Source organism: Bythopirellula sp. (assembly GCF_041737835.1).
Taxonomy (GTDB): Bacteria; Planctomycetota; Planctomycetia; order Pirellulales; family Lacipirellulaceae; genus Bythopirellula.
The window spans coordinates 159,144-181,606 of the sequence record NZ_JBGSQY010000004.1 but is presented as its reverse complement, the minus strand read 5'-3'; the positions used below and the strand labels follow the sequence as shown (position 1 = coordinate 181,606).

Annotated in this window: 19 protein-coding genes; 12 read left to right on the top strand and 7 right to left on the bottom strand. The window is 55.9% G+C overall.

Going from position 1 to position 22,463, the window contains the following annotated elements:
* Positions 1 to 33 precede the first annotated feature (33 nt).
* The 3 genes from AC6T8Q_RS02225 to argH all read right to left on the bottom strand — a co-directional run bounded on the left by AC6T8Q_RS02225 (position 34) and on the right by argH (position 4,865).
* Positions 34 to 1,020: a sigma-54 interaction domain-containing protein gene (locus AC6T8Q_RS02225; protein ID WP_500677640.1), complete on the bottom strand. Its 987-nt coding sequence runs from the start codon at positions 1,018 to 1,020 to the stop codon at positions 34 to 36.
* A gap of 190 nt (positions 1,021 to 1,210) precedes the next feature.
* Positions 1,211 to 3,373 (bottom strand): hypothetical protein, encoded by a 2,163-nt coding sequence (locus tag AC6T8Q_RS02220; RefSeq protein ID WP_500677539.1) that lies wholly within the window; start codon positions 3,371 to 3,373, stop codon positions 1,211 to 1,213.
* A 112-nt stretch (positions 3,374 to 3,485) separates the two neighbouring features.
* On the bottom strand, positions 3,486 to 4,865 hold the full coding sequence (gene argH, locus AC6T8Q_RS02215; protein ID WP_500677538.1) for an argininosuccinate lyase: 1,380 nt from the start codon (positions 4,863 to 4,865) through the stop codon (positions 3,486 to 3,488).
* Between the two features lie 352 nt (positions 4,866 to 5,217).
* Here argH and AC6T8Q_RS02210 point away from each other — a divergent pair, with 352 nt between their 5' ends.
* Entirely contained in the window at positions 5,218 to 5,481 is a 264-nt protein-coding gene (locus AC6T8Q_RS02210; RefSeq protein ID WP_500677537.1) for a hypothetical protein, read from the top strand.
* Between the two features lie 61 nt (positions 5,482 to 5,542).
* On the opposite strand, the gene AC6T8Q_RS02205 is transcribed toward AC6T8Q_RS02210, so the two are convergent.
* Positions 5,543 to 6,643, bottom strand: a complete 1,101-nt coding sequence (locus AC6T8Q_RS02205; RefSeq protein ID WP_500677536.1) for a helix-turn-helix domain-containing protein — start codon at positions 6,641 to 6,643, stop codon at positions 5,543 to 5,545.
* A gap of 886 nt (positions 6,644 to 7,529) precedes the next feature.
* On the opposite strand from AC6T8Q_RS02205, the gene AC6T8Q_RS02200 reads away from it, so the two are divergent.
* A complete protein-coding gene (locus AC6T8Q_RS02200; protein WP_500677535.1) occupies positions 7,530 to 8,249 on the top strand; it encodes a PEP-CTERM sorting domain-containing protein in 720 nt (239 codons plus the stop codon).
* Between the two features lie 110 nt (positions 8,250 to 8,359).
* Here the strand turns inward: AC6T8Q_RS02200 and AC6T8Q_RS02195 are convergent, their stop codons facing one another.
* Positions 8,360 to 9,109 carry a PEP-CTERM sorting domain-containing protein gene (locus AC6T8Q_RS02195; protein WP_500677534.1) on the bottom strand — a complete coding sequence of 250 codons (750 nt, stop codon included), beginning with the start codon at positions 9,107 to 9,109 and terminating at the stop codon, positions 8,360 to 8,362.
* Positions 9,110 to 9,220: 111 nt separating this feature from the next.
* The gene (locus AC6T8Q_RS02190) at positions 9,221 to 9,961 is read right to left on the bottom strand and encodes a 3-keto-disaccharide hydrolase (RefSeq protein ID WP_500677533.1); all 741 of its coding nucleotides are present in this window, start codon (positions 9,959 to 9,961) and stop codon (positions 9,221 to 9,223) included.
* 264 nt (positions 9,962 to 10,225) lie between these two features.
* On the opposite strand from AC6T8Q_RS02190, the gene AC6T8Q_RS02185 reads away from it, so the two are divergent.
* The 3 genes from AC6T8Q_RS02185 to AC6T8Q_RS02175 all read left to right on the top strand — a co-directional run bounded on the left by AC6T8Q_RS02185 (position 10,226) and on the right by AC6T8Q_RS02175 (position 14,311).
* Positions 10,226 to 11,596 (top strand): Gfo/Idh/MocA family protein, encoded by a 1,371-nt coding sequence (locus AC6T8Q_RS02185; RefSeq protein ID WP_500677532.1) that lies wholly within the window; start codon positions 10,226 to 10,228, stop codon positions 11,594 to 11,596.
* 46 nt (positions 11,597 to 11,642) lie between these two features.
* On the top strand, positions 11,643 to 12,950 hold the full coding sequence (locus AC6T8Q_RS02180) for a PQQ-binding-like beta-propeller repeat protein (RefSeq protein ID WP_500677531.1): 1,308 nt from the start codon (positions 11,643 to 11,645) through the stop codon (positions 12,948 to 12,950).
* Between the two features lie 92 nt (positions 12,951 to 13,042).
* Positions 13,043 to 14,311, top strand: a complete 1,269-nt coding sequence (locus AC6T8Q_RS02175; protein WP_500677530.1) for a BaiN/RdsA family NAD(P)/FAD-dependent oxidoreductase — start codon at positions 13,043 to 13,045, stop codon at positions 14,309 to 14,311.
* On the opposite strand, the gene AC6T8Q_RS02170 is transcribed toward AC6T8Q_RS02175, so the two are convergent.
* Positions 14,312 to 15,274 (bottom strand): putative ATP-dependent zinc protease, encoded by a 963-nt coding sequence (locus AC6T8Q_RS02170; RefSeq protein ID WP_500677529.1) that lies wholly within the window; start codon positions 15,272 to 15,274, stop codon positions 14,312 to 14,314.
* Positions 15,275 to 15,610: 336 nt separating this feature from the next.
* Between AC6T8Q_RS02170 and AC6T8Q_RS02165 the strand changes: the two genes are divergently transcribed.
* From AC6T8Q_RS02165 to AC6T8Q_RS02135, 7 genes are all read left to right on the top strand, one after another.
* On the top strand, positions 15,611 to 17,173 hold the full coding sequence (locus AC6T8Q_RS02165) for a 7TM domain-containing protein (protein ID WP_500677528.1): 1,563 nt from the start codon (positions 15,611 to 15,613) through the stop codon (positions 17,171 to 17,173).
* A gap of 163 nt (positions 17,174 to 17,336) precedes the next feature.
* A complete protein-coding gene (locus AC6T8Q_RS02160) occupies positions 17,337 to 18,320 on the top strand; it encodes an alpha-L-glutamate ligase-like protein (RefSeq protein ID WP_496920811.1) in 984 nt (327 codons plus the stop codon).
* 85 nt (positions 18,321 to 18,405) lie between these two features.
* Positions 18,406 to 18,621, top strand: coding sequence for a hypothetical protein (locus AC6T8Q_RS02155; RefSeq protein ID WP_500677527.1), 216 nt, complete (start codon positions 18,406 to 18,408; stop codon positions 18,619 to 18,621).
* Positions 18,622 to 18,922: 301 nt separating this feature from the next.
* Entirely contained in the window at positions 18,923 to 19,681 is a 759-nt protein-coding gene (locus AC6T8Q_RS02150; protein ID WP_500677526.1) for an Ig-like domain-containing domain, read from the top strand.
* A 400-nt stretch (positions 19,682 to 20,081) separates the two neighbouring features.
* Positions 20,082 to 20,474: a hypothetical protein gene (locus tag AC6T8Q_RS02145; protein ID WP_500677525.1), complete on the top strand. Its 393-nt coding sequence runs from the start codon at positions 20,082 to 20,084 to the stop codon at positions 20,472 to 20,474.
* Positions 20,475 to 20,706: 232 nt separating this feature from the next.
* A complete protein-coding gene (locus AC6T8Q_RS02140) occupies positions 20,707 to 21,444 on the top strand; it encodes a Fe-Mn family superoxide dismutase (protein WP_500677524.1) in 738 nt (245 codons plus the stop codon).
* Positions 21,445 to 21,630: 186 nt separating this feature from the next.
* Entirely contained in the window at positions 21,631 to 22,422 is a 792-nt protein-coding gene (locus AC6T8Q_RS02135; RefSeq protein WP_500677523.1) for a hypothetical protein, read from the top strand.
* Positions 22,423 to 22,463: the final 41 nt, after the last annotated feature.

Below are 22,463 nucleotides of genomic sequence, written 5' to 3'. Positions count from 1 at the left end.
CTAAATAGTTAGCCACGCTGCTGGTAGCGTGTATCACTCGTCCCCTTCCAGGCCGTACTGTTTGAGTTTTTTGTGGAGCGTGTTGCGATTGATTCCCAGGCGAGCCGCCGCTTTAATCTGCACGTTGTCGCAGTTGGTCATTACCTGGGAAATGACTTCCCGCTCGACGTGATCGACGATCTTGCTGTGCAAATCGACCGCGGTATCCCCTGCTCCGTTGAGTCCCACTTGTACGAGTTCCTCGGCCAGCGACCCAAAATCCATGGGCCGATTGCCAAGTCCGCGAGGTGACCTTCCCGTGACGACAATCGAAGGCAACAAATCGAGAGTGAGCTCATCTCCGTGGGCCATGACGACAGCACCCTCGACAATGTTTTGCAACTCGCGGACGTTCCCTGGCCACTCGTAACGCTGCATCGCATCGAGCGCCTTGGGGTCGATGTGCACCACGTAGCGATCGTTCTTTTCATTGTAGATGTTGAGGAAATGCGTGACGAGTTCGGGAATATCCTCGGGGCGTTCGCGCAGCGGGGGCAAATAAATCGGCACGACGTTGAGCCGATAATACAAATCCTCTCGAAACGTGCCTTCCGAGGCGAGCGTCAACAAATCGCGGTTGCTGGCGGCGATCACTCGACAGTCGACTTGAAGTGTCTTCGTGTCGCCGACGCGCTCAAACTCGCGTTCTTGCAGCACGCGGAGCAATTTCACTTGCAGATGGGGGGTCGTGGAGTTGATTTCGTCGAGGAAAATCGACCCCTTGTGTGCCGCTTCGAAACGCCCCGTGCGGTTATCGATGGCCCCCGTGAAAGCGCCGCGGACGTGCCCGAATAGCTCGCTCTCGAGCAGGCTTTCGCTTAACGCGCCGCAGTTGACGCGGACAAACGCCCGTTCGCGGCGATTGCTGAGCTCGTGAATGGCGTGGGCGATAAGCTCTTTGCCGGTGCCCGTTTCACCCAACAACAACACCGAAGCCTGAGATTGGGCCACCTGCTTGGTGACGCGATAGACTTCCGCCATAGCCGGACCGGAACCGATGATTCCGCGTAGCGGATTCGGCGCTCCATTCGGTTCGAGGCTATTTCGCGGAGAGTTCATGGAATTCAAAAAATGCAACCACTAAGGCACGAAGGACACTAAGTCGTTGTTAGGCTTCTGATACGTTGTTTCTTAGGCGTCTATGCACTTCGTGTTCTTTGTGCCTTTGCGGTTAGTTTTTAGTAGGCAGCTTGTTTTCCAACGCATCTAAAATTTCACCGAGGACATTTTGGGTCTCAACGCTTGCGGTTTCGCTGGCGTTATAGCGGTCGTATTGCTGGGCGATCTCGGCGGCGGTCAGCAAGACTCCAAATCGTGAGCGGCTACGAGCGAACGAATCAGCGGCCAATTGGCGGAGTGGCATGGGTTGCGCCGCAAGGCTCGCAAAATCCACGAGCGTGCGTTGGCTGCCTGCGGTGCCGGCGTTGGCTAAGGCGGCAAGCGAGGCCTTTGTCAGGTCGGGGTTATAGACCGTGTGTTCGAGGATCGCCGCATCGCGCAACAGTTCGTCGTATGGCACTCCTTGATCCAAGATTTGGGCGAGCCAATCGATCGCTTGCACGGCTTGCTGCGTGCGCTCGTCGGTGGACAAAGGCTCGCCGGTTTGGGCGATCAGCCGGTCAACGAGCGATTTCATGGCTGCGGGCGTATGGGGCCGCGAGACGGCGAGCAAACGCTTGTCGACTCTGGCGAGTTGCTCGCCGAGCAGCAAATCTTCATTGGTGGTAAGGAGGGCGACAGGCACATGGGCTAAACGAGGCTGAGCCCGAAGCTGGTAGAGCGTTTCGCGCACAAGCGGTTTGCCGATGTCGCTGTCGATGAGCACGAGCCCCAGCCGCGGAGAACCGAGGGCCTGCTGGATCAATCCAATTCCGGTCGTGGCGGAAATCGCATCGTAACCCAAGCCGCGTAAGTTTCCGGCCCAATTATTGGCATGAGCCTGCGAAGGTGCCCCCACCACGGCTTGCTCGATACCCGCTCCTTGGGCCAACAGCCACAAAGCTTCGGGAACATAGCTGGCCCCCGGGAAGGATTTGCGGGGATTGATATTCATAATGGCCGTCAGCGCGGTGAATTTGAGCTCACGGTTGGGATGAGCCACCGCCTGGGCGAGCGGCGTGGAGGTGCCGTCCAACGATTCCAAAGCCGTGGGGTCGGCTCGATCGGCGAGCAATTTCGCGGCGGCAATCGCGGCGTTCACGCGGTTGGTTTTGATCGCGGCAGCCAGGGCGGCGTTGATATCGGCAGTGGCCAAACCCTTGGCAAGTTGAGCGATTTCGGGCGAAGGTTGCTGGCCGAGAATGTGGGCAGCTTCAATCGACGAAATGATGGCGAGTTGCCGATCCGCCGCCGAAGCGTTCGCAAGTACGAGCAAATTCTGTGCGATGCGGGCGTGAATCAACGAACGTCGTTCGCAGGAAATCAGTTCCACACTGGTGAACTTTTTGGTTGTTGGATCATAAGACCACCACAGACCGGTTTCGTTGGGGAGCGAATCGGTGGGGATGCCGGCGTCGGTGCGCTCCAGTTCACGCTGCACCACGGCCAGCGCATCGTGCGAGTTGGGTAGCGTCAGGCCCATTTTCGTAAGTGCGGTTTGCGCGGCGGCGATTGTGTCGGCATCGTTTTGATCATCCGCCACAATCGTGGCCAGCCAGGGCACGGCTTCGAGCAAATGCAGATGTCCCACGAGTTCCGCGGCATCGCGGCGGAATTGTCCTGCGCCGTTGGCTAGGGCTGCAATCGCCAAAGGATCGACCACGGGGCTCATTTCCACCAAAGCCGTGAGCAGATGGCTCCGCTCGGCGTTGTCGGTCGACACGGCCAGCGCTTCCAAAGCCGCTTGAGCGGCAGGGAGACCCGTGGCGGCGAGATCATTTCGAGCTTCTTGGCGGATCGAACTGTCGTCGTTGGCCAAATTGGTTAGCAAGGTGTTCATTCGCTCGGGTTTGGCGGCTTCCGCTGCAGAGGCTGCCAGGGCGGCTTCGGCAAACTCCCGGCCACCGGCGATGCCGTGTTGCGAGGCTTCGCGAGAAAGCATCAGGAACTTCGCGGTTCCGAACTGACGCACCAAATCGGCTTGGTCGCCAGCGGAAAGCTGGGCTTCGGTGAGCGGCTTAAAGATTTCCGCGGCGACCGGGTATTCGCGCAAGTTGATCAACGTGAACACGGCCGCCAAGGCATCGGCCGGTTTTTCATGGGGCGCGTCGAGCACCGCCGCGACGGCGTGGCTCCGCCGGGCCGCTTCCTCGAACAGTGCGGCAGAATCTTGAGCGAATGCCAGGGCAGGAATCGCGAGCCAAAGCAAGCAGAAGTATTTGAGTGAATGTTTCATGGGAGTGTCGTTATTCAGAGCGGTCAATCAGGGAGTTGTTCTCAATCAGCCAATAGCCGCGATTCAACGAATCGCAGTGACTGGCGATGCGATGCATCGCCGTTAGTGGTTGTTAAAGTTTTAGTTTGTGTTGCCAGGCGGCGACTTGCTGGGCGACCATGGCGGGCGCGGTCGAGCCGACGCTCTTAAAAGCGGCGATCGCTTTCTCGACGCCGAGGACATCAAAGACTTTTTCATCAAGCGATGCGTGCGCTTGCTGATAATCGGCGAGCGAAAGCTTGGCGAGCGGTACGCCCTGCTTCATCGCCTTGGCCACCAACTTGCCGATGATTTTGTGAGCCGAGCGTTGGGGGACGCCGAGGCCAATCAGATATTCCATCAGTGTCGTAGCATCGAGATAGCCGTGCTCCAGCCGGGACGCAATCGCCTCGCGGTTGAGTTCCGCCCCGGTTACGACGGCAGCCGCCAGTTCCAGGCAAGCGCTGACCGTGTCGGCGGAATCGAACACACGTTCTTTGTCTTCTTGCAGGTCGCGGTTGTAAGCGAGCGGCAAGCTTTTCACGAGCACCAACAGCGCCTGCAAATTGCCGATCACGCGGGCCGTCTTGCCCCGGGTGAGCTCCAGCACGTCGGGATTAATCTTTTGCGGCATGATCGACGAACCGGTGCAGTAAGCCTGCGGAAGTCGTAGAAAATTGAATTCAAAGGTCGACCAGAGAATCCACTCCTCGGCCCAGGTGCTTAAATGCTCGGCGACGAGCGTCAACGCGAATGCGAATTCGATGGCAAAATCGCGGTCGCTGGAGCTGTCGATGCTGTTGGCCACCAAGCCTTCAAAGCCGAGTGCGTCGGCGACATGTTGCCGGTCGATGGGGATCGTGGTCCCCGCCAAGGCCGCAGTCCCCAGGGGAAGTTGATTCACACGGTGACGGCAATCGGCAAGGCGATCGCGATCCCGCTGAAACTTTTCGCAGTAGGCGAGCCAATAATGGTTGGCCAACACGGGCTGGGCGCGCTGCAGATGGGTGTAGCCGGGCAGAATCACGCCCTCGTCTTGCGTGCAGCGACCGACAAAAGCTCGTTGCAGATCGACGAGCAGCATATCGATTTGGTCGAGCGAGTCGCGAATCCACAGCCGAAAGTCGGTCGAAACCTGATCGTTGCGGCTGCGGCCCGTATGCAACTTGCGGCCCACGTCGCCGATGCGCTCGATGAGCGAACGCTCGATGTTCATGTGGACGTCTTCGAGTTCCTGACGGAACACGAAAGTGCCAGCAGAAATCTCGGCGGCGATTTCCTCTAGTCCCGCCACGATCTTGCTAGCTTCGTCGGCAGTCAACACACCGACCGTGCTTAACATGCGGGCGTGAGCGATCGAACCTCGCACGTCTTGGGCGTAGAGTCGGCGGTCGAAGCTCACGCTTTCGGTGAACTTCTCGACACGGGGGTCTGTTCCCCCTTCAAAGACGCCTCCCCAAGGTTTATCTGCCACACGCGCTCCCAACAAATAGGCACTGCCACGACCAGCGCTCTTCACCACATAACGAGGGCGATCCGTCGGGCGGGATTTGCCAGTAGCTGCCGACACCTAGCAAATTGAAAACGCTCGCCAACACCTTTACGGTAAATGGTTTAGGATGCGTCGTCAATCAACCGCGGGCAGGGTTCGCCCAACAAATAGGCAGCCGTAGCGTGTCTGATTTGTCGATTGTAGGGCGTGACCAAGATTTAGGGCCTTCGGCCATGGAAAGTCCCCTTACCCTGCCAAGAAACTGGGACGCCAAGCGAACGCAGGGTATGTTGGCAGAATCAGCCTTCCGCACCGTTGTCAGATCGAGATTTCCATGCTCACCACCGTGCTTGCTCAAGTATCAGCTCCTGAGGGAATAACCGGTTTTTTGGAGAACCTGGACGGTGAGCAACGGTTCGTCGTCCTCCTCGCGGTCATAGGCTGCGTGACCGCCGTGTTGGTCACCTTGGGATGCGTGATCTCGGCTTCCTGGTGCTCGGTTCGCGAGAAGCAAATCGAAGCCGATCTGAAGCGCGACATGCTCGACCGCGGCATGACCCCCGAGGAGATCCAAAGCGTGTTGAATCCAAACCCATGAGCGGGTTGATCGTTAGGTGGGCAAGTGGTGCCAACGCGACAAAGTCTAATTACGCGCCGTGCTACTCGAACAGCAATTGCTGGCGGGGCGATTCTTCCTCGACAAACCAATCAAGCGGCGGCAGCGTGAGTTCTTCGGCGGCCAGCGCTTGCGCGATTCGGCCGTACACATGGCAAGGCCAGCGGGTGAGTCGCGTGTGGACCAACAGCGGCGGAACCGCGAATTGCTCGGCGAGACGATTCCGCACGGCGCGCGCGGCGATGTCGGTTTCGACCCAACCTTGTTGTTCCACGACTTCGCGGTAGGCCGTCTCCGCGGCAGCAAGCACAGGGGCCGCCGGCAAAAGCATCGAAAGTGCGAAGCGTTCGCAATCTCGCAGCAATTGGGGCCAGTCGGCGTGAAGCTGCAAATGGTAAAACCACTCGGGCCCGACGGTTTCCGTCGGGCTGATCCATAATGCCGCGGGGGCAAAGCAGCGGGCCAACAGTTCCCGATACGAAGCGAGTGGCCGCGAATCGGCGACGATGCGATCCACGAGCAGCGTGAGCTTCCCCTCGCGAATCACGGCGCAGGCTTGCACGCTAAAATGCGGAATCAATCCAGGAATGATTTCGATGGTGGCGTCGGCTTGAGTTTCCAGAACCGCTTCGACGTCGACTGGCGCCGTGGCGAGTGGCGTGTCGCGGCGACCGAGCAATTTGCGGACCCGCCACTCGGCGGCGAGCTCCGTCAGTGCGGGGTAACGGGCGGCTTCGTGAACGGATAGTACTTTGTTTGGCGGCCCTGCTCCGTTGGGGATTTCCAAATGCTTTGTGGCACCGATGAACTCGGTGAGATCACGCAGCGCTGATATGTCGAGTGCCGGCGCGTGGTCGGTCGTCCACCACCAGCCGAGCATGCCACCAGTTGCGGTGGCTGTTCCGTTGGGCGCCGCAATCGTTCGAGCGAGGGCATAAAAATCGCGGCAATAATCGGAGCTTTCCACCAAGCCCAGCACGTCGGCAATGCGATTGAGCTTGTCTTGCCGATGCCAGGGGGCACAGGTTCCCCGTTCGATGGCGCTGACCGTGGAAGTACGTTCAGCGATGAGCTCGGCGAAAGTTCGCAGGCCCAAACCGGCGCGTAAGCGCAAGACTCGAAGATGTTGCCCGAAAGGTCCCATCCAGTGGGTGCGTCCTTGACGAAGCGGCGTGGCGAATCCGATGCCCAGGATCGCGGCCGCAAAAGCTCATGCCCAAAGAACCCTCGATGATAGCGTATCGAGCGGCGGGGGAAAGCACCCGACGATTTCAAGGTTTACCCTTATTTTTGGCGAAAAGTACAATTACGTCTTGCGCAAGGCCGAAACGAACGAAGAACAAGACTCAGGAGATTTGAGAGGCTGAAATTAGAATGTCTGTGTGGCATGCCCTCGTACTCGTGGGCATGTCGAAGCTCTAGCCAACATGCCCACTTCGGAGTACCTCAGAGGGCATGCCACCCAAATAACCTTCGTAGGCGCAGGCGATGAGAGATAATTACGACTTCTCCAAAATGAAAGGACGAAAGAATCCTTTCACAAAGTTGCTCAAACAGCCCGTCACGATGCGGCTGGATAAGGACACCGTCGGGCTCTGTGGAAAACATTCAATGTGATAGCTGAACATGAGTTGCGCATGCATTCGTACGGGTTGCATGTCGCTCACGAGTCAATCGCCGGCCACGGTGTTGCATTCCACTTTTGGATGTCGCCCGTGCTCCTTGCCAGCCTATTCGCATCGGCGAAGAAAGGGGGGCAGGTACACTTAGACAATTCTATTGTATGTGGACCTATCCACTTTTCTTCCACCGGAATGGTGTTGCCACTCGCCGAATCCGGCGACTTGCTTGGCCCCAGGTGAGTGATCGCCCCAAGCTCAAGCCACCAAATTACATTAGAGATTTTTCTTTATCGGCAATTTTTCAACAAAACCATCCCGAGCTTCTTGATTTGCCACCACCCCAAAGTTAGAGTCGGGTTTCGACTCGTTTCCTATTTCATTGATTTGGCACCAAGAGAGTTTAGTCTCATGAGAAAATCGCCTTGCTTTCTAATAGTCATGATACTCGGAATTATTCCGACCTCAGCTCGTGGAGAGGTGTTCGGAGGCATCGATTTTCCAAACGGGGCATCGAGCTTTGCAGACAGCGTGATCCAGTGGAACCCGTTGTTTAGTGGTGGACCGGCTCCAACGGCTGCAAATTATACGAACCCTGATTCAAGTTTGGGCGTACCCGATTATCCTCCAGGTGGTACGATCAATTCTACGGGGGCAGTAAGCCTGGGGCACGGTGGTTTGTTGGAACTCGCGTTCACAGACAATCTGCTCACAAATAGTGGAAACTCCGATTTCGATATACATATCTTCGAAGTCGGCATCCTGGTTGAGGATACTTTCGTAGCTGTACGTCCAACGGCAGTGACACTTGCCCTCTTGGACCCTGCGATGGACTCCAATGGCGATGGGTTCTTCGAATTAGGAAAAGTCTTTGGTTCGACTGCTTCGATCGACATCGATAGCTTTTTTAGTGGCTTTGTGGCCGGACAACTTGCATTCGACGCGGTTCAACTCATTGACGACGTCAACGAAGATGCCGCCTCCGGTAGTACCGTGGGCGCCGACATTGATGCAGTAGGAGCGATTTTCTCAGTGCCGGTTCCAGAACCGTCAACAACTGTGATGCTTGCTACTGTGACGATTTTGCTCGGCGTGGTCCGTCGACGCGGAAGAGCACTCTTCCGAAGCTAACCCTGTTCCGGAAAGTTGAAGTGCCAGGAAAAAGGGGGTCAGAACGGCTCTGTAGAAAACTTTGATTCTGCTAGCTGAACACACTTTGCACATGGTCCCCCAAGTGAAACTCACTTCCGCCAACCGAAGAGCAGAGCCGCCAATCCAAGGCCGGCTGCTAACAATCCGTTGGGTTCCGGCACAGCGATAATCGCGGTGATTGCTGGGTTGGCATAGGCAGACTGCCAGACGGCCAAGTCAGCGGTGTTAATCGCACCATCGAAGTTTGCGTCTCCATCGCTTTGCAGTGGATTGGCCTTCCCCGCGTTGCGTTGCCAGATGAGAAAATCGCGGCCATCGACATCGCCATCGCGATCAAAGTCCGCTGAAGGAGTGATCGCGGCGCGTTCGTAGGCGAAGTATCCCCCCGCTTCCATGCCGATTCCCCAGTCGGTGAAACGAATGTCGAGATAGATATCTTGCTCCACCAAATGCACGGCGGCGTCTTGGCCCACGGTCGCAGGTGGACCACTCGCTCCCGGCCCGCCGTTGGCGGTTTGCCAATCTTCGAAGACGAGCGATTCCCAGTTGGCGGCGCTGATCGTGGCGCCGGGATTGTTAAAGGGAAACGCCCATGCGGTCCCCTCGGGACTAAAATTCAAATCGAAGATCTCCTCGGTGGCGATGTTGAAGATCCCCATCGACTCGGTACGGGTGATGATGATATCTGGAAGAATCGCGTCCTGGTTTTCAGGCAGCGTGTAGTCGGCCCACTCGCCCTTGCTGAACGTGATCGTGTAGCCAGAATAAATGAGCGGCGCGGCCGAAGCCACGCCGCTCATGAGGATATTCACAAGCAGTGACAGACACCAATCGCGCATCGACTCTCACCCAGGAATGTGCGGCAATGAAGTCCCCACATTGTATCTCGCGAGCGGAGCGAATTCTGGCGGATTGGCGAAAAACTTGTTGCGCTTCGCCGCAGAATGACTCTACGGCAGAAGTTTGATTGCGATGTCCTTATAGCGGACGACGCTCCCCGGGTCATGAGCCTGGAGGGCGATAGTTCCGCTGCCCAACTTGCGGCCAGGGAATTCCTTGAGATGCGACATGTCGTCGCCCGTGTCGGTGAATTCGACAACCTGCTTGCCGTTGATGTCGGCGGTAATGTGGTCCCCTTCGACAGTGATCACATAATCAAACCACTCGTCGTCTTTGGCCGGTGATTCCTTCACGTCGATCACGCCATAGAGCGAGCCTGTCTTCCGCGGGTCATCGCCCGCATTGTTAACTTGCACTTCGTAACCTTGCTCGGGCCAGCCTTCTTCTTGGTACTTGGTGTGAATGTACACTCCCGAGTTCGATTTTGGTTCGGCCTTCACTTTGAGTTTGAGCTGAAAGTTTTTGAAGTCGTGATCGCCAACCGGCCCGGTGTAAAACACATGGCTACGTTCGCCCCCGCCGACGACCATTTCGCCATCAACGAGTTTCACGGAATCTTTGTTCTCGCTGGCGGTCCAACCGTCGAGCGACTTGCCATCGAAAAGCGTTTGCCATCCGTCCGCTTGTGTGGGTGCAGCGGAGTCGGTTTGTGTTTGAGCCGCGGTTGTTGACTTGCACGGACAAGGACGCTGCCGGGTCGATCGACGATGACGACGCCCAGCTTGGGACTCATTAGCGGTAAGAAATGTGGCAATTGCGACCATCACAATGATGGATTTACGGCTGAACATGGAAGCCTCCTCAAAAAAGCGATTAAAAAGAATCATCAACGAGCGACACAGCAAGCGGGTCCCGGTGCGTCGCTTGCGAGTGTCTGTGGATAGCCCTATCATAAAGTCGCCTTCTCCTTTGAGGGAACCCCCTAAAAGCCGCGCCTCGAGTGCAGCCTATTTCGGAGAATTTGTCGCTTTCATCGCAGTCGTGGCAAAATTCAAACCCTCGGCCCTCAACGCTATTCATCCCGTTACAGCCAACGGATCCACAGGAGTTCTTTCGTGAACCACTCGTCTCGTCGCCAGTTTCTTCAGCAGAGTGCCGTGTTGAGCACCGCGTTTGCCACGCCCTTGCTGACGGGCGCCAACCTTTTCGGCCAAGACGCCAACAGCAAACCGAAGATCGCCGCGATTGGCGTGGGCGGCAGCCGTGGCCGCTACAACCAAGGGGGGGCGATCGCGCGGAAGGCCGCTAAGTTCGGCGACATGATCGCCGTCTGCGACGTTGATGATCTGCATACCGAGGAGTTCAACAAAGAATTTGACGGCAAGCTCACCAAGTATCGCGACTATCGCAAGCTGCTCGAAACAGAAAAGCCAGACGCGGTGACGATTGGCACGCCCGATCATTGGCATGTGCCCATTGCGATCGACGCCCTGCACGCGGGCTGCGACGTCTATTGCGAAAAGCCGTTGACGCTCACCATCGAAGAGGGCATTCGCATTCGCGATGCCGTCAAGCAAACGGGGCGCGTCTTTCAGGTGGGGACACAACAGCGGAGCGAACATGGCCTGCTGTTTTTGAAGGCAATTGCCTTTGTGCAATCCGGCAAGCTGGGTGACAACGTCAAGGCGTATCTGGCGATTGGCGGTGGCGATATTGGTGGGCCGTTCAAGAATACACCAACGCCCGATGGCATCGACTGGAACATGTGGGTAGGCCCTGCTCCCCAAGTGGACTACACCGAAGAACGTCGCAAGGAGTTTCGCTGGTTCTACGAATACTCGGGGGGCAAAATGACCGACTGGGGAGCGCATCACATCGACATCGCCCAGTGGGCACTCGGCGTGGATCGCACGGGGCCGAATTCGATCGTCGCCAAAGGGGAGTTTACCAAGATTGTCCCCGAAAAGTTTGACTGGGCGCCCTTTCTGAACGGCAAAGCAACGCTCCCCAACGGCTTCAACACCGCGACGAAATTCAGCATCGATCTCAACTATGCCAACGGAGCGTTGATTAGCGTCAACGACGTTTATTCCCGTCCCGATGGCACGTCGTTCCCCAACGGCATTTTGTTCGAAGGCTCGAAAGGTCGCATCTTCGTCAATCGCGAGAAGTTCACCGGCAAGCCCATCGAGCAAATGTCGGAAGCCGACAAGACGGCCCTCGATGAAGCCGTGGTGAAACTTTACAAGGGCAAGCTGCCCGGCGATCACATGGGCAATTTCTTCGAGTGCATCGCCAAGGGAGGCGAGCCGATTTCCGACGTCGAGACGCATCATCGCACGATGACCGCTTGCCATTTGTGCAACATCGGGTTGATGATGGGCCGCGAGTTGAAATGGAATCCCGAAACGGAAAGGTTCGTCGACGATGCCGCCGCGGATGCGCTGATTAGTCGCGCGAGTCGGCCTGGGTTTACGATGTCGTGAGACAAAAATATTACGTTCTAACAAAACTTTTACGGAGAAGAGTGCCATGAACCGTTTGATATTTGCCTGCTTGTTGATTTCTGTGTCGCCGGTGTTGGCTGACGATTGGCCGCAATGGATGGGGCCCCAGCGCGATAACATCTGGCGTGAGAAAGGAATCGTCGAAAAATTCCCCGACGGTGGGCCCAAGGTTTTGTGGCGAACAAAAATAGCAGGCGGATATGCCGGGCCTGCGGTGGCCGATGGCAAGGTGTTCATCACCGATTATGTCACCGGCGACGATGTGAAGATCGCCAACTTCGAGCGCAAGACATCGACCGGCAGCGAGCGCGTGATGTGTCTCGACGAAGCCACCGGCAAAGAACTTTGGAAGCATGAATACCCGGTGACCTACACGATTTCGTATCCCTCCGGACCACGGTGCACGCCCTCGGTTCATAACGGCAAGGTCTACACGCTGGGGGCCGAAGGAAATTTGATTTGCTTCGACGTCAACTCGGGCAAGATCGTGTGGCAGAAGGATCTCGTAAAGGAATACAAGACTAAAGCCGCCCTGTGGGGCTACGCCGCTCATCCGCTCGTGGATGGCAACAAGTTGATCTGTGTCGTGGGTGGCGAAGGGACGCACACGGTCGCGTTCGATTTGGAGACCGGCGACGAGATCTGGCATAACTTCGATTCCCCGGAACAAGGTTATTCTCCCCCGACGATCATCGAAGCGGGTGGCGTGCGGCAATTGATTTCCAGCCGTCCCAACGGCATTTCGTCGTCCGATCCTGCAACGGGCAAGGAATATTGGTCAGTTCCCTACACCGCCACCAACGGCTCGATCATCATGTCGCCGGTTGTGTCGGGCGATCACTTGTATGTGGGCGGTTATTCCGATCAATCCCTGATGCTCAAGCTCGCGCAAGATAAACCCGAAGTGGAGATCGTCTGGGGCAACGAGCGCAAACACGGCATCTCGCCCATCAATGTGCAGCCAATCGTCGATGGCGACACGATCTACGGTGTCGATCAAAGCGGCAAGATGATGGCCGTTGCCGTACCAAGTGGCGAGCGGCTGTGGGAAACGTCCGAACCGGTGAGCGAAAAACCGGAAAACAGCGGCACGGCGTTTATCGTGCGGCAGACCGATCGTTACTGGCTGTTCAACGACAGCGGCGACTTGATTATCGCCAAGCTCTCGCCCGAGAAGTATGAAGAGCTGGACCGCGCGCACATCATCGAGCCCACGAACAACGCGTTTGGCCGCGAGGTGGTGTGGTGCATGCCCGCGTTCGCCAACAAGAAGCTGTTTGTGCGGAATGACGCGGAGATTATTTGCGTCGACTTGGCGAAAGAGAAAGAGTAGCACCGCTAATGTGCGCTAATAATCGCTAATTCTCAGTGCAGCAAGTCATTCATATTTATCAGCGTGACATTAGCGTTAATTAGCGGTTTGCTATGAATACTGTTGATGTCGTTGTGATTGGTGCCGGGGCGGCGGGGATGCTTGCCGCGGCGCGGGCTGCTCTGCGACACGATCGCGTTGTGCTGTTGGAAAAAAATCGCAAGGCGGGTGTGAAGATCCTCATGTCGGGGGGGACCCGTTGCAACATCACCCAGGCCACGGATCGCCGAGGGATCGTGACGGCCTTCGGCGCGCAGGGCTCGTTTCTGCACTCGGCATTAGCAGCGTTGGGGCCCGACGAGCTCGTTGCCCTGTTCAATGCCGCCGGAGTCGCCACCAAAATCGAGCCCACCGGCAAAGTATTTCCCGCAAGTGACCGGGCGGTCGATGTCCGCGATGCCTTGCTTGAGATGTTACGGCAGGCGGGGGTGGAATTGCGGCTGGGCGAAAGTGTTTTAGGTATCCAAAGTGCTAATGCTCCTCCCCTAACCCCTCCTCAGAGTATTGAGGAGGGGGATTTTTTGATACGCATCGAACGTGGCGAAATCACAGCTGAAAAGGTTATTCTCACCACGGGTGGGCAATCGTATCCCGGCAGTGGCACAACCGGTGATGGCTATGTGTGGGCGAAGCAGTTGGGGCATTCCATCGTGCCCCCCCGCCCTGCCCTTGTGCCGTTGCGTTCGCCGGCCACGTGGGTGCATGAGCTCAGCGGCGTGACGATCCCGGACGTTCGCATGCAGATCGTTCGTGGCGATGCGAAGAAACCCCTAGCCGAGCGACGGGGTTCATTCCTGTTTACGCATTTTGGTTTGTCGGGCCCGACGCCGATGGATGTCAGTCGCGCGGTGACAACCGAGCCCGATGCGACCGATTGGTTGGCTGTATGCGATTTTTTGCCGAACACCACGCGTGAACAACTCGTGGAAACAATCGCACAAGAAGCCACGGCCAATGGCAAACGACCCATCAACGCCCTCGTTGGTGAGTGGTTGCCAAGACGGTTGGCCGATGCGCTGTTAGCACAAGCGGTCATCGCGCTCGATCATCGTATCGCTGAACTCGGCAAAGTTCAAAGAAACAAACTCGTTGATGCCATCAAGCAGCAAGCGATCCCGGTGAACGGCACGTTGGGATTCAAGAAGGCCGAGGTCACGGCCGGAGGGGTCAGCCTCGCGGAAGTCGATTCCCGCACGATGCAAAGCAAACTCGTGCCGGGGCTGTATCTCGCGGGCGAAATCCTCGACCTCGACGGCCCCATCGGCGGATACAACTTTCAAGCGGCATTCAGCACCGGCTGGCTCGCTGGCGAGAGCGTGTGACTACCGCGTGTGCAGCTCGTTGTTGTCTTGCTCAACGTCGACGACGAAATCGCCCATTAAGAAATTGCGGCCCAAAAGCAGGGGAAATTCCATCTTTTCGCGGTTGTTAAGCGTCACGAGCACGGTCTTTTCAAAGTCCTTGTAACGCAGCGTCAAAGGAACTTTGTAACGACGTTCGCGATGAGCGGCGGTCTTTACCACCACGTAACCGGCGATCTTGGCATCAAGCCAATGCGATTCACCGTTGCCGTTCTTAATATGGAACCGCACGACCTTGCCGATATTCTCGGCCATCTGGTCCGACTCGTTTTCGATCTTGTAATCTTCGATGTGCAGCGAGCAACTTTTCGCTCCGGAGTCGACGCGGGCACGGAAGAGCAGCTCGCTTTGCTTTTCCATGAGCGTGGCCGTCGCACCAATGACGCGCTTTTGCACGGGGGGTGTCTCCTGCGACGGTTGTGTTGGTGTGTCTTCGACAACGGGAGGCTTGTTTTTTGATTCTTCAGATTCGACGGGTTCTTCCTCTTCGTCGTCGGATTCGTCGATCTCCACTTCCGCGCCGGCAGCTTCTTCGGCGGCGGCCTTCTCATCTTCTTTTCGGTCAGCTTCTTCGTCGGATTCGCTCACTTCTTCGTCGGCAGCCTTCTCGGCTTGCTCTTGCTCCTTCTTGCTCACCGGTTCGTCTTGCTTTTTCTTTTTCTTGGGAGGAGGCGACTCTTCTTCGTCTTTGGTTTCTTTTGCGGCGGGCTTCTTGCTTTCGTCTTCGCTCTTCTCTTCTTTCTCTTCTTCCTGGGCGGCGTCTTGATCCGTGTCGTTTTTGGTTTCTTCAGTTTCGTCAGTCTGTTCGTCTTGGTTGTCCTCTTCCTCGGCACAGGCCGTGGAAATGAACGGACTCTCGACGACGGGCAAGCCGCACGCGAGCGCAAACAAAAACAACAAGCCAAGCGTAGAGAAACCACGCATGAGCACGGATCGACAAGGCTCTTCTCTGAATGTCACGGACTCAATACTCGCTGGTAAGAAAAAGTCGCCGGCGGCGAAATGGTCTAGGGGTGTTGGCTGGGAAACTGGGATTTTTAGCCCTTCATTTTGGCATGGAGTCCCCGCCAAGGGAACAGCCTGCACAACCGTTTCGGCCCACAAAAAGCTCTTATACGGCTCTTTGGACCGGGCGGTTCTGGCGTAGTGCGTAAACTATACTACTATGATTGGTCACGCTGGGCCGGCCTGCCAGGGAAAAATCCAGCGATGGACCACTCCTTGATTTTACAACTCTTGATGAATTAAAGGCTTACTGCCGTGAGTGCTCGCGTACTTAGTCAGATCGTTGCGCTGGTGTTTGTTTTGCTAGGAATCGTGTGTTTTTCGGCACGATACTATTCACGAACCGAAGCCAAAGTCGCCCAGCAAGACAGTCTCTGGCGCCTTACCTACGACATTGGTTTCGACCTGGGACCTCCGGAAACGGAAGTCGTGGTGGGTCTGCCCACGTCGAGCCCCGCGGCCGAGGTGGAAGTCGAGGAGCTGTCGTACACGAATCTTCACAACGAAATTCGCGAAACGCCCTTGAGCAAAAATCGCGAATTGGTGGTGGATACCAACATCGCTGGGCCGTTTCGGGTCACGGCCGAATTTGATATCCGTCTGCGGCCTCGCCATTCGTGGGGAGAACAAAATACGCTGGCCACGTTGTCGTCAGCTGGTCGGACTCGTTTCTTACGCAGCGATGAGAACATCAACACCTCCTCGTCCAACGTCCAAGAAGTGCTCCAGAAAATTTCACGAGCCGACTTAACCGATGGGGAGCGTGTTCAAGAATTTTTTGTGTTTTGCTCGCAGGAGCTCAAGCCGGGCACAACCGCCGATGGCTATGACAATGTGGCTTCGGCGCTGGCCAATCATCGGGCGACGCCTTTGGGCCGCGCTCGCGCCTTCGTGACGCTCTGTCGGGCGGACAAAATCCCCGCGCGGCTGGTGGTTGGCTTCGAGTTGCGTCAGGCGGATAATCCGACCCCCCATGTTTGGGTCGAAGCCTTCTACGGCCATCGTTGGGTCCCCTTCGATCCGACCTATGGTTACGCCCGGATTATGCCAGAGAACTTTATACCGATTCGCCGCGACGGCGAAGTGATCGTTCGCAGCAATGGCGCTAAGGACCTGACGCAGAAGTACACCATCATGCGGCTCGCTCCTCCCGACAAACTGTTACTTTCGGAAGTCCGCCGCCCTTCGCAGGTGTTCGATCTGACGCGGCTGCCGGTCGAGATGCATCAAGTCATGTCGTTGATGCTGCTGTTACCGCTGGGTGCTTTGATTACCGCGATTTTCCGCAACATCATCGGTATTCGCACGTTGGGAACCTTCGCCCCCGCCCTGTTGGCGATGAGCTTTATCTACGCCGCCTGGGGCACGGGCTTGGTGATCTTGATCTCGGTGCTGATGGCCGGTTACGTCGGACGGTCGCTCCTCGATCGGCTGCATCTGTTAATGGTGCCGCGGTCGAGTATCGTGCTGACAATTATTATTTTGTTCGTCGTGTTCGGCGTGTCAGTGATCGACTACATGGCCCCCGCCTCGGGCGTGCGTGCCGTGTTGTTGCCATTGGTGATTTTGACGATCTTGATCGAACGGTTCTTCGTGACTTCCGAGGAAGACGGCACCGCGTTTGCGATTCAAATCGTGATCGGCACGTTTGTGGTCGCCGCGTTCTGTTATTTGATTTTGAGCTGGGAAGAAATCGGGCAGATCTTGTTGATCTATCCCGAGCTGCACTTCTTCACGATCGCGGCGTTCATTTGGATCGGTCGCTACAGCGGCTATCGCCTCGTGGAACTCTGGCGGTTCCGCGACATGGTGAAATAGAAGTAGCCACAGAGAGCACAGAGCACTCAGGGCTGTATGTTTATTGAAATCACACCATAGACGGATTTAAGATCGAGCCAAACAAAGTAAACATCCAAAGTCATATGCTCTGTGACCTCTGTGTACTCTGTGGCAAAGTAGCTCGTGACAAGAAACCAACACCATGGATAACAACTCCAAACGATTCTGGGCCTGGCCCGAAGAACTCCATCGCCGGGGTATCTTGGGGATCAACCACCGCAATCTCGATTTCATCCTCGAGCACAATCCGCGGAGTTTGTATCCCCGCGTCGATAACAAGCTCAAGACCAAGGAAATTTGCCAGGAGCATGGCATTCAGGTGCCCGAGACCTATTTCGTGATGACCGAGCATAGTCAGTGCCCGCGATTCTTGGAGCTGATCGGCAACCGTACGGAGTTTGTCGTGAAACCGGCGAGCGGCGCTGCGGGACGTGGGATCATCGTCGTGGCTGGCCGATTAGGTAACAATTTTTTTAGCACCTCGGGGCGGCTCATCGAGTGGACCGACCTTCGGCATCACCTTTCAACCGTGCTTTCAGGTTTGTATTCGTTGGGTGGCCAACTCGATCAAATCATCGTCGAGCGCCGCATCGTCAGTCACCCCATGCTGAAGAGCATTGCCGTCGAAGGAACGCCCGATATTCGGGTGATTCTGTATCGCGGCGTGCCGGCGATGGCGATGATCCGGCTGCCGACGAAGGCTTCGGGGGGCCGTGCGAATCTCCATCAAGGGGCCGTCGCCGCGGCGATTGAGCTTGATACCGGCAAAACTTTTGGCGGCGTTTGCCGCGACCGCGCGATCACGCATCACCCCGACACGCAGCAGCCGATTGCCGGCATTGAGTTGCCTTATTGGCACGAAGTGCTCGAAGGCTCGATGAAGTTGAGCGATGCCCTCGAAATGGGCTACGTGGGGATCGACTTTGTGGTTGATGCCGACACGGGACCCGTGGTGCTCGAAGCGAATGCCCGGCCTGGCCTCGCGATTCAACTGGCGCATCGTCAGGGGATCGTGCCGCGCTTGAAATACATCGACTCGCTCACCGATCTCGAACGAACCGGCGAGAACCGTTGGGACGTGGTCAAATCGATTGCCACGAAGAGCAGTGATTTCTGGCGGGTGTAGGGCTGAGCATATCACTCCCGATCCACGAATCTGGTAATTGGGTTTCTCTCGCGGCATGGTATAATTGTGCCAAAGGAAGAAACTCATGACGTTACTTGAACAAGCATTCGCCGAGGCAGCCAAGTTGCCTGCCGCTGAACAGGAATTGCTGGCGTCACGTCTTCTCGCGGAGATGGCTGCTGAAGATGAATTTGATCGAGCGATTTCGCGAACCTCGGATCAATTGGCAAATCTTTCGCGAGAAGCTCTCGCCGAGTATCGAGCTGGGCTGACCGAGGAGCTCGATCCGGATCGGCAATGATTTCGCGTAACACCCGCAGTTTCCGCGAATTGTATGCGGCTTTGCCCACACGTGTTAAACAGCAGGCTCGTGAAGCCTATCGCCTTTTTAGCAACGATCCCTACTACTCAGGCTTGCACTTTAAGCAGGTCCACCCAGATCCCCCAACGTACTCCGCGCGAGTTGGCATTAGCTACCGTACCGTGGGAGTTTGATAGGGAGATTTTAATGGGCAAATTGACTTGTCTTGAAGTATGCCGCTACATTCAAATAGACTTCACGGACATGAGAGGTAAGTTCACTCTAAATATTGGAGTTTGCTATGCGTCGACTGTTGCTAGTTGCTTGTCTGTTTGGATTGCCACTTAAATTTACTCACGCCGCGACGGCAGCTGCTGAAAAGGCCGCCGCTCCCCTCCCCGCTTGGATTGTTTCCACGTCACCCAAGATCGGTGCGACCGACGTCGATCCCAAGCTCACCGAAATCACGGTGACGTTTGACCGCGACATGAGCGATGGCATGAGCTGGACCGGCGACGAGAAAGACGAGATGTTTCCCGCCGATCCCGATAAAGAGGCCTCGTGGAAAGATAAACGCACGTGCGTGCTGCCCGTGAAGCTTAAGCGAGGCAAGTACTATCGTGTCGGGATCAATTCCAAAAGCTTTCAGAATTTTAAGAGTGCCGCTGGTGAGTCGGCCCCCTGCTCGGTGATTTGCTTCGTCACCCGCGGCGCCAACAAAGCGGTGCAAAGCCGCGTTCGTGCCCCGCAGATTACGAAAATGGTCCCCGAGAATGGCGCGACCGACGTCGATCCCGAGTCGAAGGCGATCCGCATCACTTTCAATGTTCCGATGGGCAAAGGGATGTCCTGGGTCGGCGGTGGAGCGAGTTTTCCCGAAGGGTTGGCCGATGAGAAGCCAAAGTGGACGAGCGACGGCAGAACCTGCATTTTGCCGGTCACATTAAAACCCGACAATCAATACAAGTTGGGCCTCAACAGCTTGCAGCACGTGAATTTCCAAAGCAAATGGGGCGTGCCACTCTCGCCGGTGAATTACGAGTTTAAGACGGCGAAGTGAAAAATTAGCTTTGTTAAGCCGTTAGTCATTCGAGTAGATATGGCCATATTCATATCAATATTCATTTTCGTTGCGATGATCAATTTTGTTCGATGTCTTCGCTTCGCATATTCATCAGCAAAGAATCTAAGTGGTGGAGGTTATCCAATTTTAGGAGACGCCATACACAATGGAATGCTAATTGGAGTGGCCGCTTGGTTTTCTGGCTTAACACATAATTTCTACACCCCTTTTCAAGCGGCGCTCGGTTGGAGTGCTTTAGGAGTGTTTATTCTCAACGTTTGGCTTATTCTATGGTTGAACAAGATTGGTGAACTACACAGAAAACAAATGCAAATCGAATGACCTGCTAAATTATTTCGTTCAAATGACATTCGAATTCTTGATGAGGCTTTAAATTTTGAACGACGAGAATTTTAAGCCAGGCTTTAGGATATCCGTGTTGGATATCATAGTTCTCGTGCTTGGGAGTGTTGCTGCAATCAGTTTCGGCATTTATGTACCATGGCTAGGGGCAGTGGTTGGCTTTGTCATTGGCCATTTCTTTCTTTTCTGCAATATCGTTCGAATGGCCCGCTCAAGTGAACTCACTTGGGCAGCGATATTTTTGACAGTTTCGACATTAACTGTCGTGGCAAATTTTCCTGGCTGGTTTGTGTCGTTCTTACTATCGTTCCTCGCGACTTTTATTCTAGTTGCTGTTGAATTGCGCAAACCGTCATACCACGGTGTGTTTTGGCGATATTTCAATCCCGATTTACCTTATTGGTGGTCTGCTCAAGCCTCGACTTAGATGCATTTCTATTCAACAAAGCTTGTATCATGACGCTACCTAAGATTTAGGTGGCAGAGATAAAAGCAGCTTGACTTTTTGGCCATCATTTTTGGGAACCAGCAAACTACAGAACTCCAGGCTCGCTGCACTTGATTGACCCTTCTCCGCTTCGGCATTAGGATTGCCCTAACGCGAACAGGATCGTGCGCACGCACGATCAATCTCTCCTATTCACTCGTCGAGGTGATCCATGAACCTGCCCGAGGATTTTTCCCGCCGTAATTTTCTGCAAGTCTCCGCCGTCACTGGCGCGGCTTTGTTAAGCACCCTTCCTCAGAATGCTTTCGCTCAAGCGGCTGCCCCCGCGCCGCCCACCGGCCCGTACAAGTTACCGCCGCTTCCTTACAAGTTCGATGCGCTCGAGCCGTCGATCGATGCCAAGACGATGGAGATTCATCACGACAAGCATCACGCGGCTTATGTGAATAATCTCAACGTTGCCGTACAGGGGACCGATCTGGGCGATCAAAGCGTTCAAGACTTGATCAAGAATTTGGACGCCGTTCCCGAGAACATTCGCACGGCCGTGCAGAACAATGGTGGCGGTCACGCGAATCATAGTTTGTTCTGGACGGTGATTAGCCCCGATGGCGGCGGCGATCCGTCCGGTGAATTGGCCGCGGCGATCGATAAAGATCTCGGTGGATACGAAGCCTTCAAGACCGCAATGACCGAAGCCGCGACGAAGCGCTTTGGCAGCGGCTGGGCCTGGCTTTGCGTGGGAGACGGCGGCAAGCTACACGTAGAAAGCACCGCCAATCAAGATAGCCCGTTGATGCACGGTCACACGCCGATCTTGGGTCTCGACGTTTGGGAACACGCTTACTATCTCAAATACCAGAATCGTCGGCCGGAATACATCACGGCGTTCTTCGACATCATCAACTGGCCCGAGGTGGCGAAGCGCTACGCCCAGGCCAAGGGATAAGTTCGCACCAACGAAAAAGATTTTGGCAAATGCCAGCAAGCCCAGGAACCATGTTTCCTGGGCTTTTTTTGTTGACGCGAACCCTTTTCCGAACTCGCTGCGTAATGATGTTGAGGAGTCGGTGGCCTGGGGGGCACACCGACGCCTCGCAGGAATCTTACGGCACGGAGCAGAAGGAATCTCATCATGTCACTGGCCATTCGACTAGGAAGTGGAATCCTTTCTTTGACTTTGCTGGCAATGGGCAACACAAATGCCACTGCTGGCAAACCGCAGGTGGCATTTGATTTTGGGCGGATCGCGGAATGTGTCGACGTGACCCCTGCCGACAAAGCGGACCTTTATCCCGGCGAAAAAATCGTCGAGGTGAAGTTGCGCGTGTCGGTTCACTTGCTCGACGGCGACATCAACGACGTGAAAGAAGTCCGCGTTGAGGTGGGTGATAGCGATAACCGCATGCGAGTCCACAGTTTTGCTCCCTGCACTCAACTGGCGAGCCATCTCAGCGAAGACATCGAATGGTCGAAGACCACCGAAGATACCAACTCGTTGGCTGCCTCGCTGGGTGGTGAGTTGCCGACGCCCGTGGGTGGGTTGATTGCCCACGTGACCCCCACGATCAGCGGCGCGAAGACGAATCACGAAAAGATCACCGAGAAGCAAGTTCGCCTAGCGCCGAAGTTTGCCGTCGTGGCAAGCGGCACGATCTCGCAAGAGCATGGCGTGTTCTTCAAACTCCGTTCGTCGCCCCAAACCTCACTTGAAGGGACTCACGAACTGATCGTGCGGTTCATTGTTCCGGAAAATTGGCGGGGCGATTCGATCCGCGTGTGCTGCCAGGCTACGGGCACGGAAAAGGTGCTGTGGATGTCGCAACAAACGACCTGGGCCCACACTTGCAGCGGCGTGGCCCTGTATCTGGCCGGCGATGCCCGGGCCCGCCAAGCGGCGATCCGGTTTGTCGATTCCCGCGGCTAGGTATCAACATTTGGGCCGTGAACAACTGTCACAGCCAGTGT

What these genes read in the sequence shown, in the direction of transcription:
- AC6T8Q_RS02225 (WP_500677640.1), bottom strand. Translation starts at nt 1,020, where the DNA reads ATGGCGGAAGTCTATCGCGTCACCAAGCAGGTGGCCCAATCTCAGGCT.
- AC6T8Q_RS02220 (WP_500677539.1), bottom strand. Translation starts at nt 3,373, where the DNA reads ATGAAACATTCACTCAAATACTTCTGCTTGCTTTGGCTCGCGATTCCT.
- AC6T8Q_RS02210 (WP_500677537.1), top strand. Translation starts at nt 5,218, where the DNA reads ATGCTCACCACCGTGCTTGCTCAAGTATCAGCTCCTGAGGGAATAACC.
- AC6T8Q_RS02205 (WP_500677536.1), bottom strand. Translation starts at nt 6,643, where the DNA reads ATGGGACCTTTCGGGCAACATCTTCGAGTCTTGCGCTTACGCGCCGGT.
- AC6T8Q_RS02200 (WP_500677535.1), top strand. Translation starts at nt 7,530, where the DNA reads ATGAGAAAATCGCCTTGCTTTCTAATAGTCATGATACTCGGAATTATT.
- AC6T8Q_RS02195 (WP_500677534.1), bottom strand. Translation starts at nt 9,109, where the DNA reads ATGCGCGATTGGTGTCTGTCACTGCTTGTGAATATCCTCATGAGCGGC.
- AC6T8Q_RS02190 (WP_500677533.1), bottom strand. Translation starts at nt 9,961, where the DNA reads ATGTTCAGCCGTAAATCCATCATTGTGATGGTCGCAATTGCCACATTT.
- AC6T8Q_RS02180 (WP_500677531.1), top strand. Translation starts at nt 11,643, where the DNA reads ATGAACCGTTTGATATTTGCCTGCTTGTTGATTTCTGTGTCGCCGGTG.
- AC6T8Q_RS02175 (WP_500677530.1), top strand. Translation starts at nt 13,043, where the DNA reads ATGAATACTGTTGATGTCGTTGTGATTGGTGCCGGGGCGGCGGGGATG.
- AC6T8Q_RS02170 (WP_500677529.1), bottom strand. Translation starts at nt 15,274, where the DNA reads ATGCGTGGTTTCTCTACGCTTGGCTTGTTGTTTTTGTTTGCGCTCGCG.
- AC6T8Q_RS02160 (WP_496920811.1), top strand. Translation starts at nt 17,337, where the DNA reads ATGGATAACAACTCCAAACGATTCTGGGCCTGGCCCGAAGAACTCCAT.
- AC6T8Q_RS02155 (WP_500677527.1), top strand. Translation starts at nt 18,406, where the DNA reads ATGACGTTACTTGAACAAGCATTCGCCGAGGCAGCCAAGTTGCCTGCC.
- AC6T8Q_RS02150 (WP_500677526.1), top strand. Translation starts at nt 18,923, where the DNA reads ATGCGTCGACTGTTGCTAGTTGCTTGTCTGTTTGGATTGCCACTTAAA.
- AC6T8Q_RS02140 (WP_500677524.1), top strand. Translation starts at nt 20,707, where the DNA reads ATGAACCTGCCCGAGGATTTTTCCCGCCGTAATTTTCTGCAAGTCTCC.
- AC6T8Q_RS02135 (WP_500677523.1), top strand. Translation starts at nt 21,631, where the DNA reads ATGTCACTGGCCATTCGACTAGGAAGTGGAATCCTTTCTTTGACTTTG.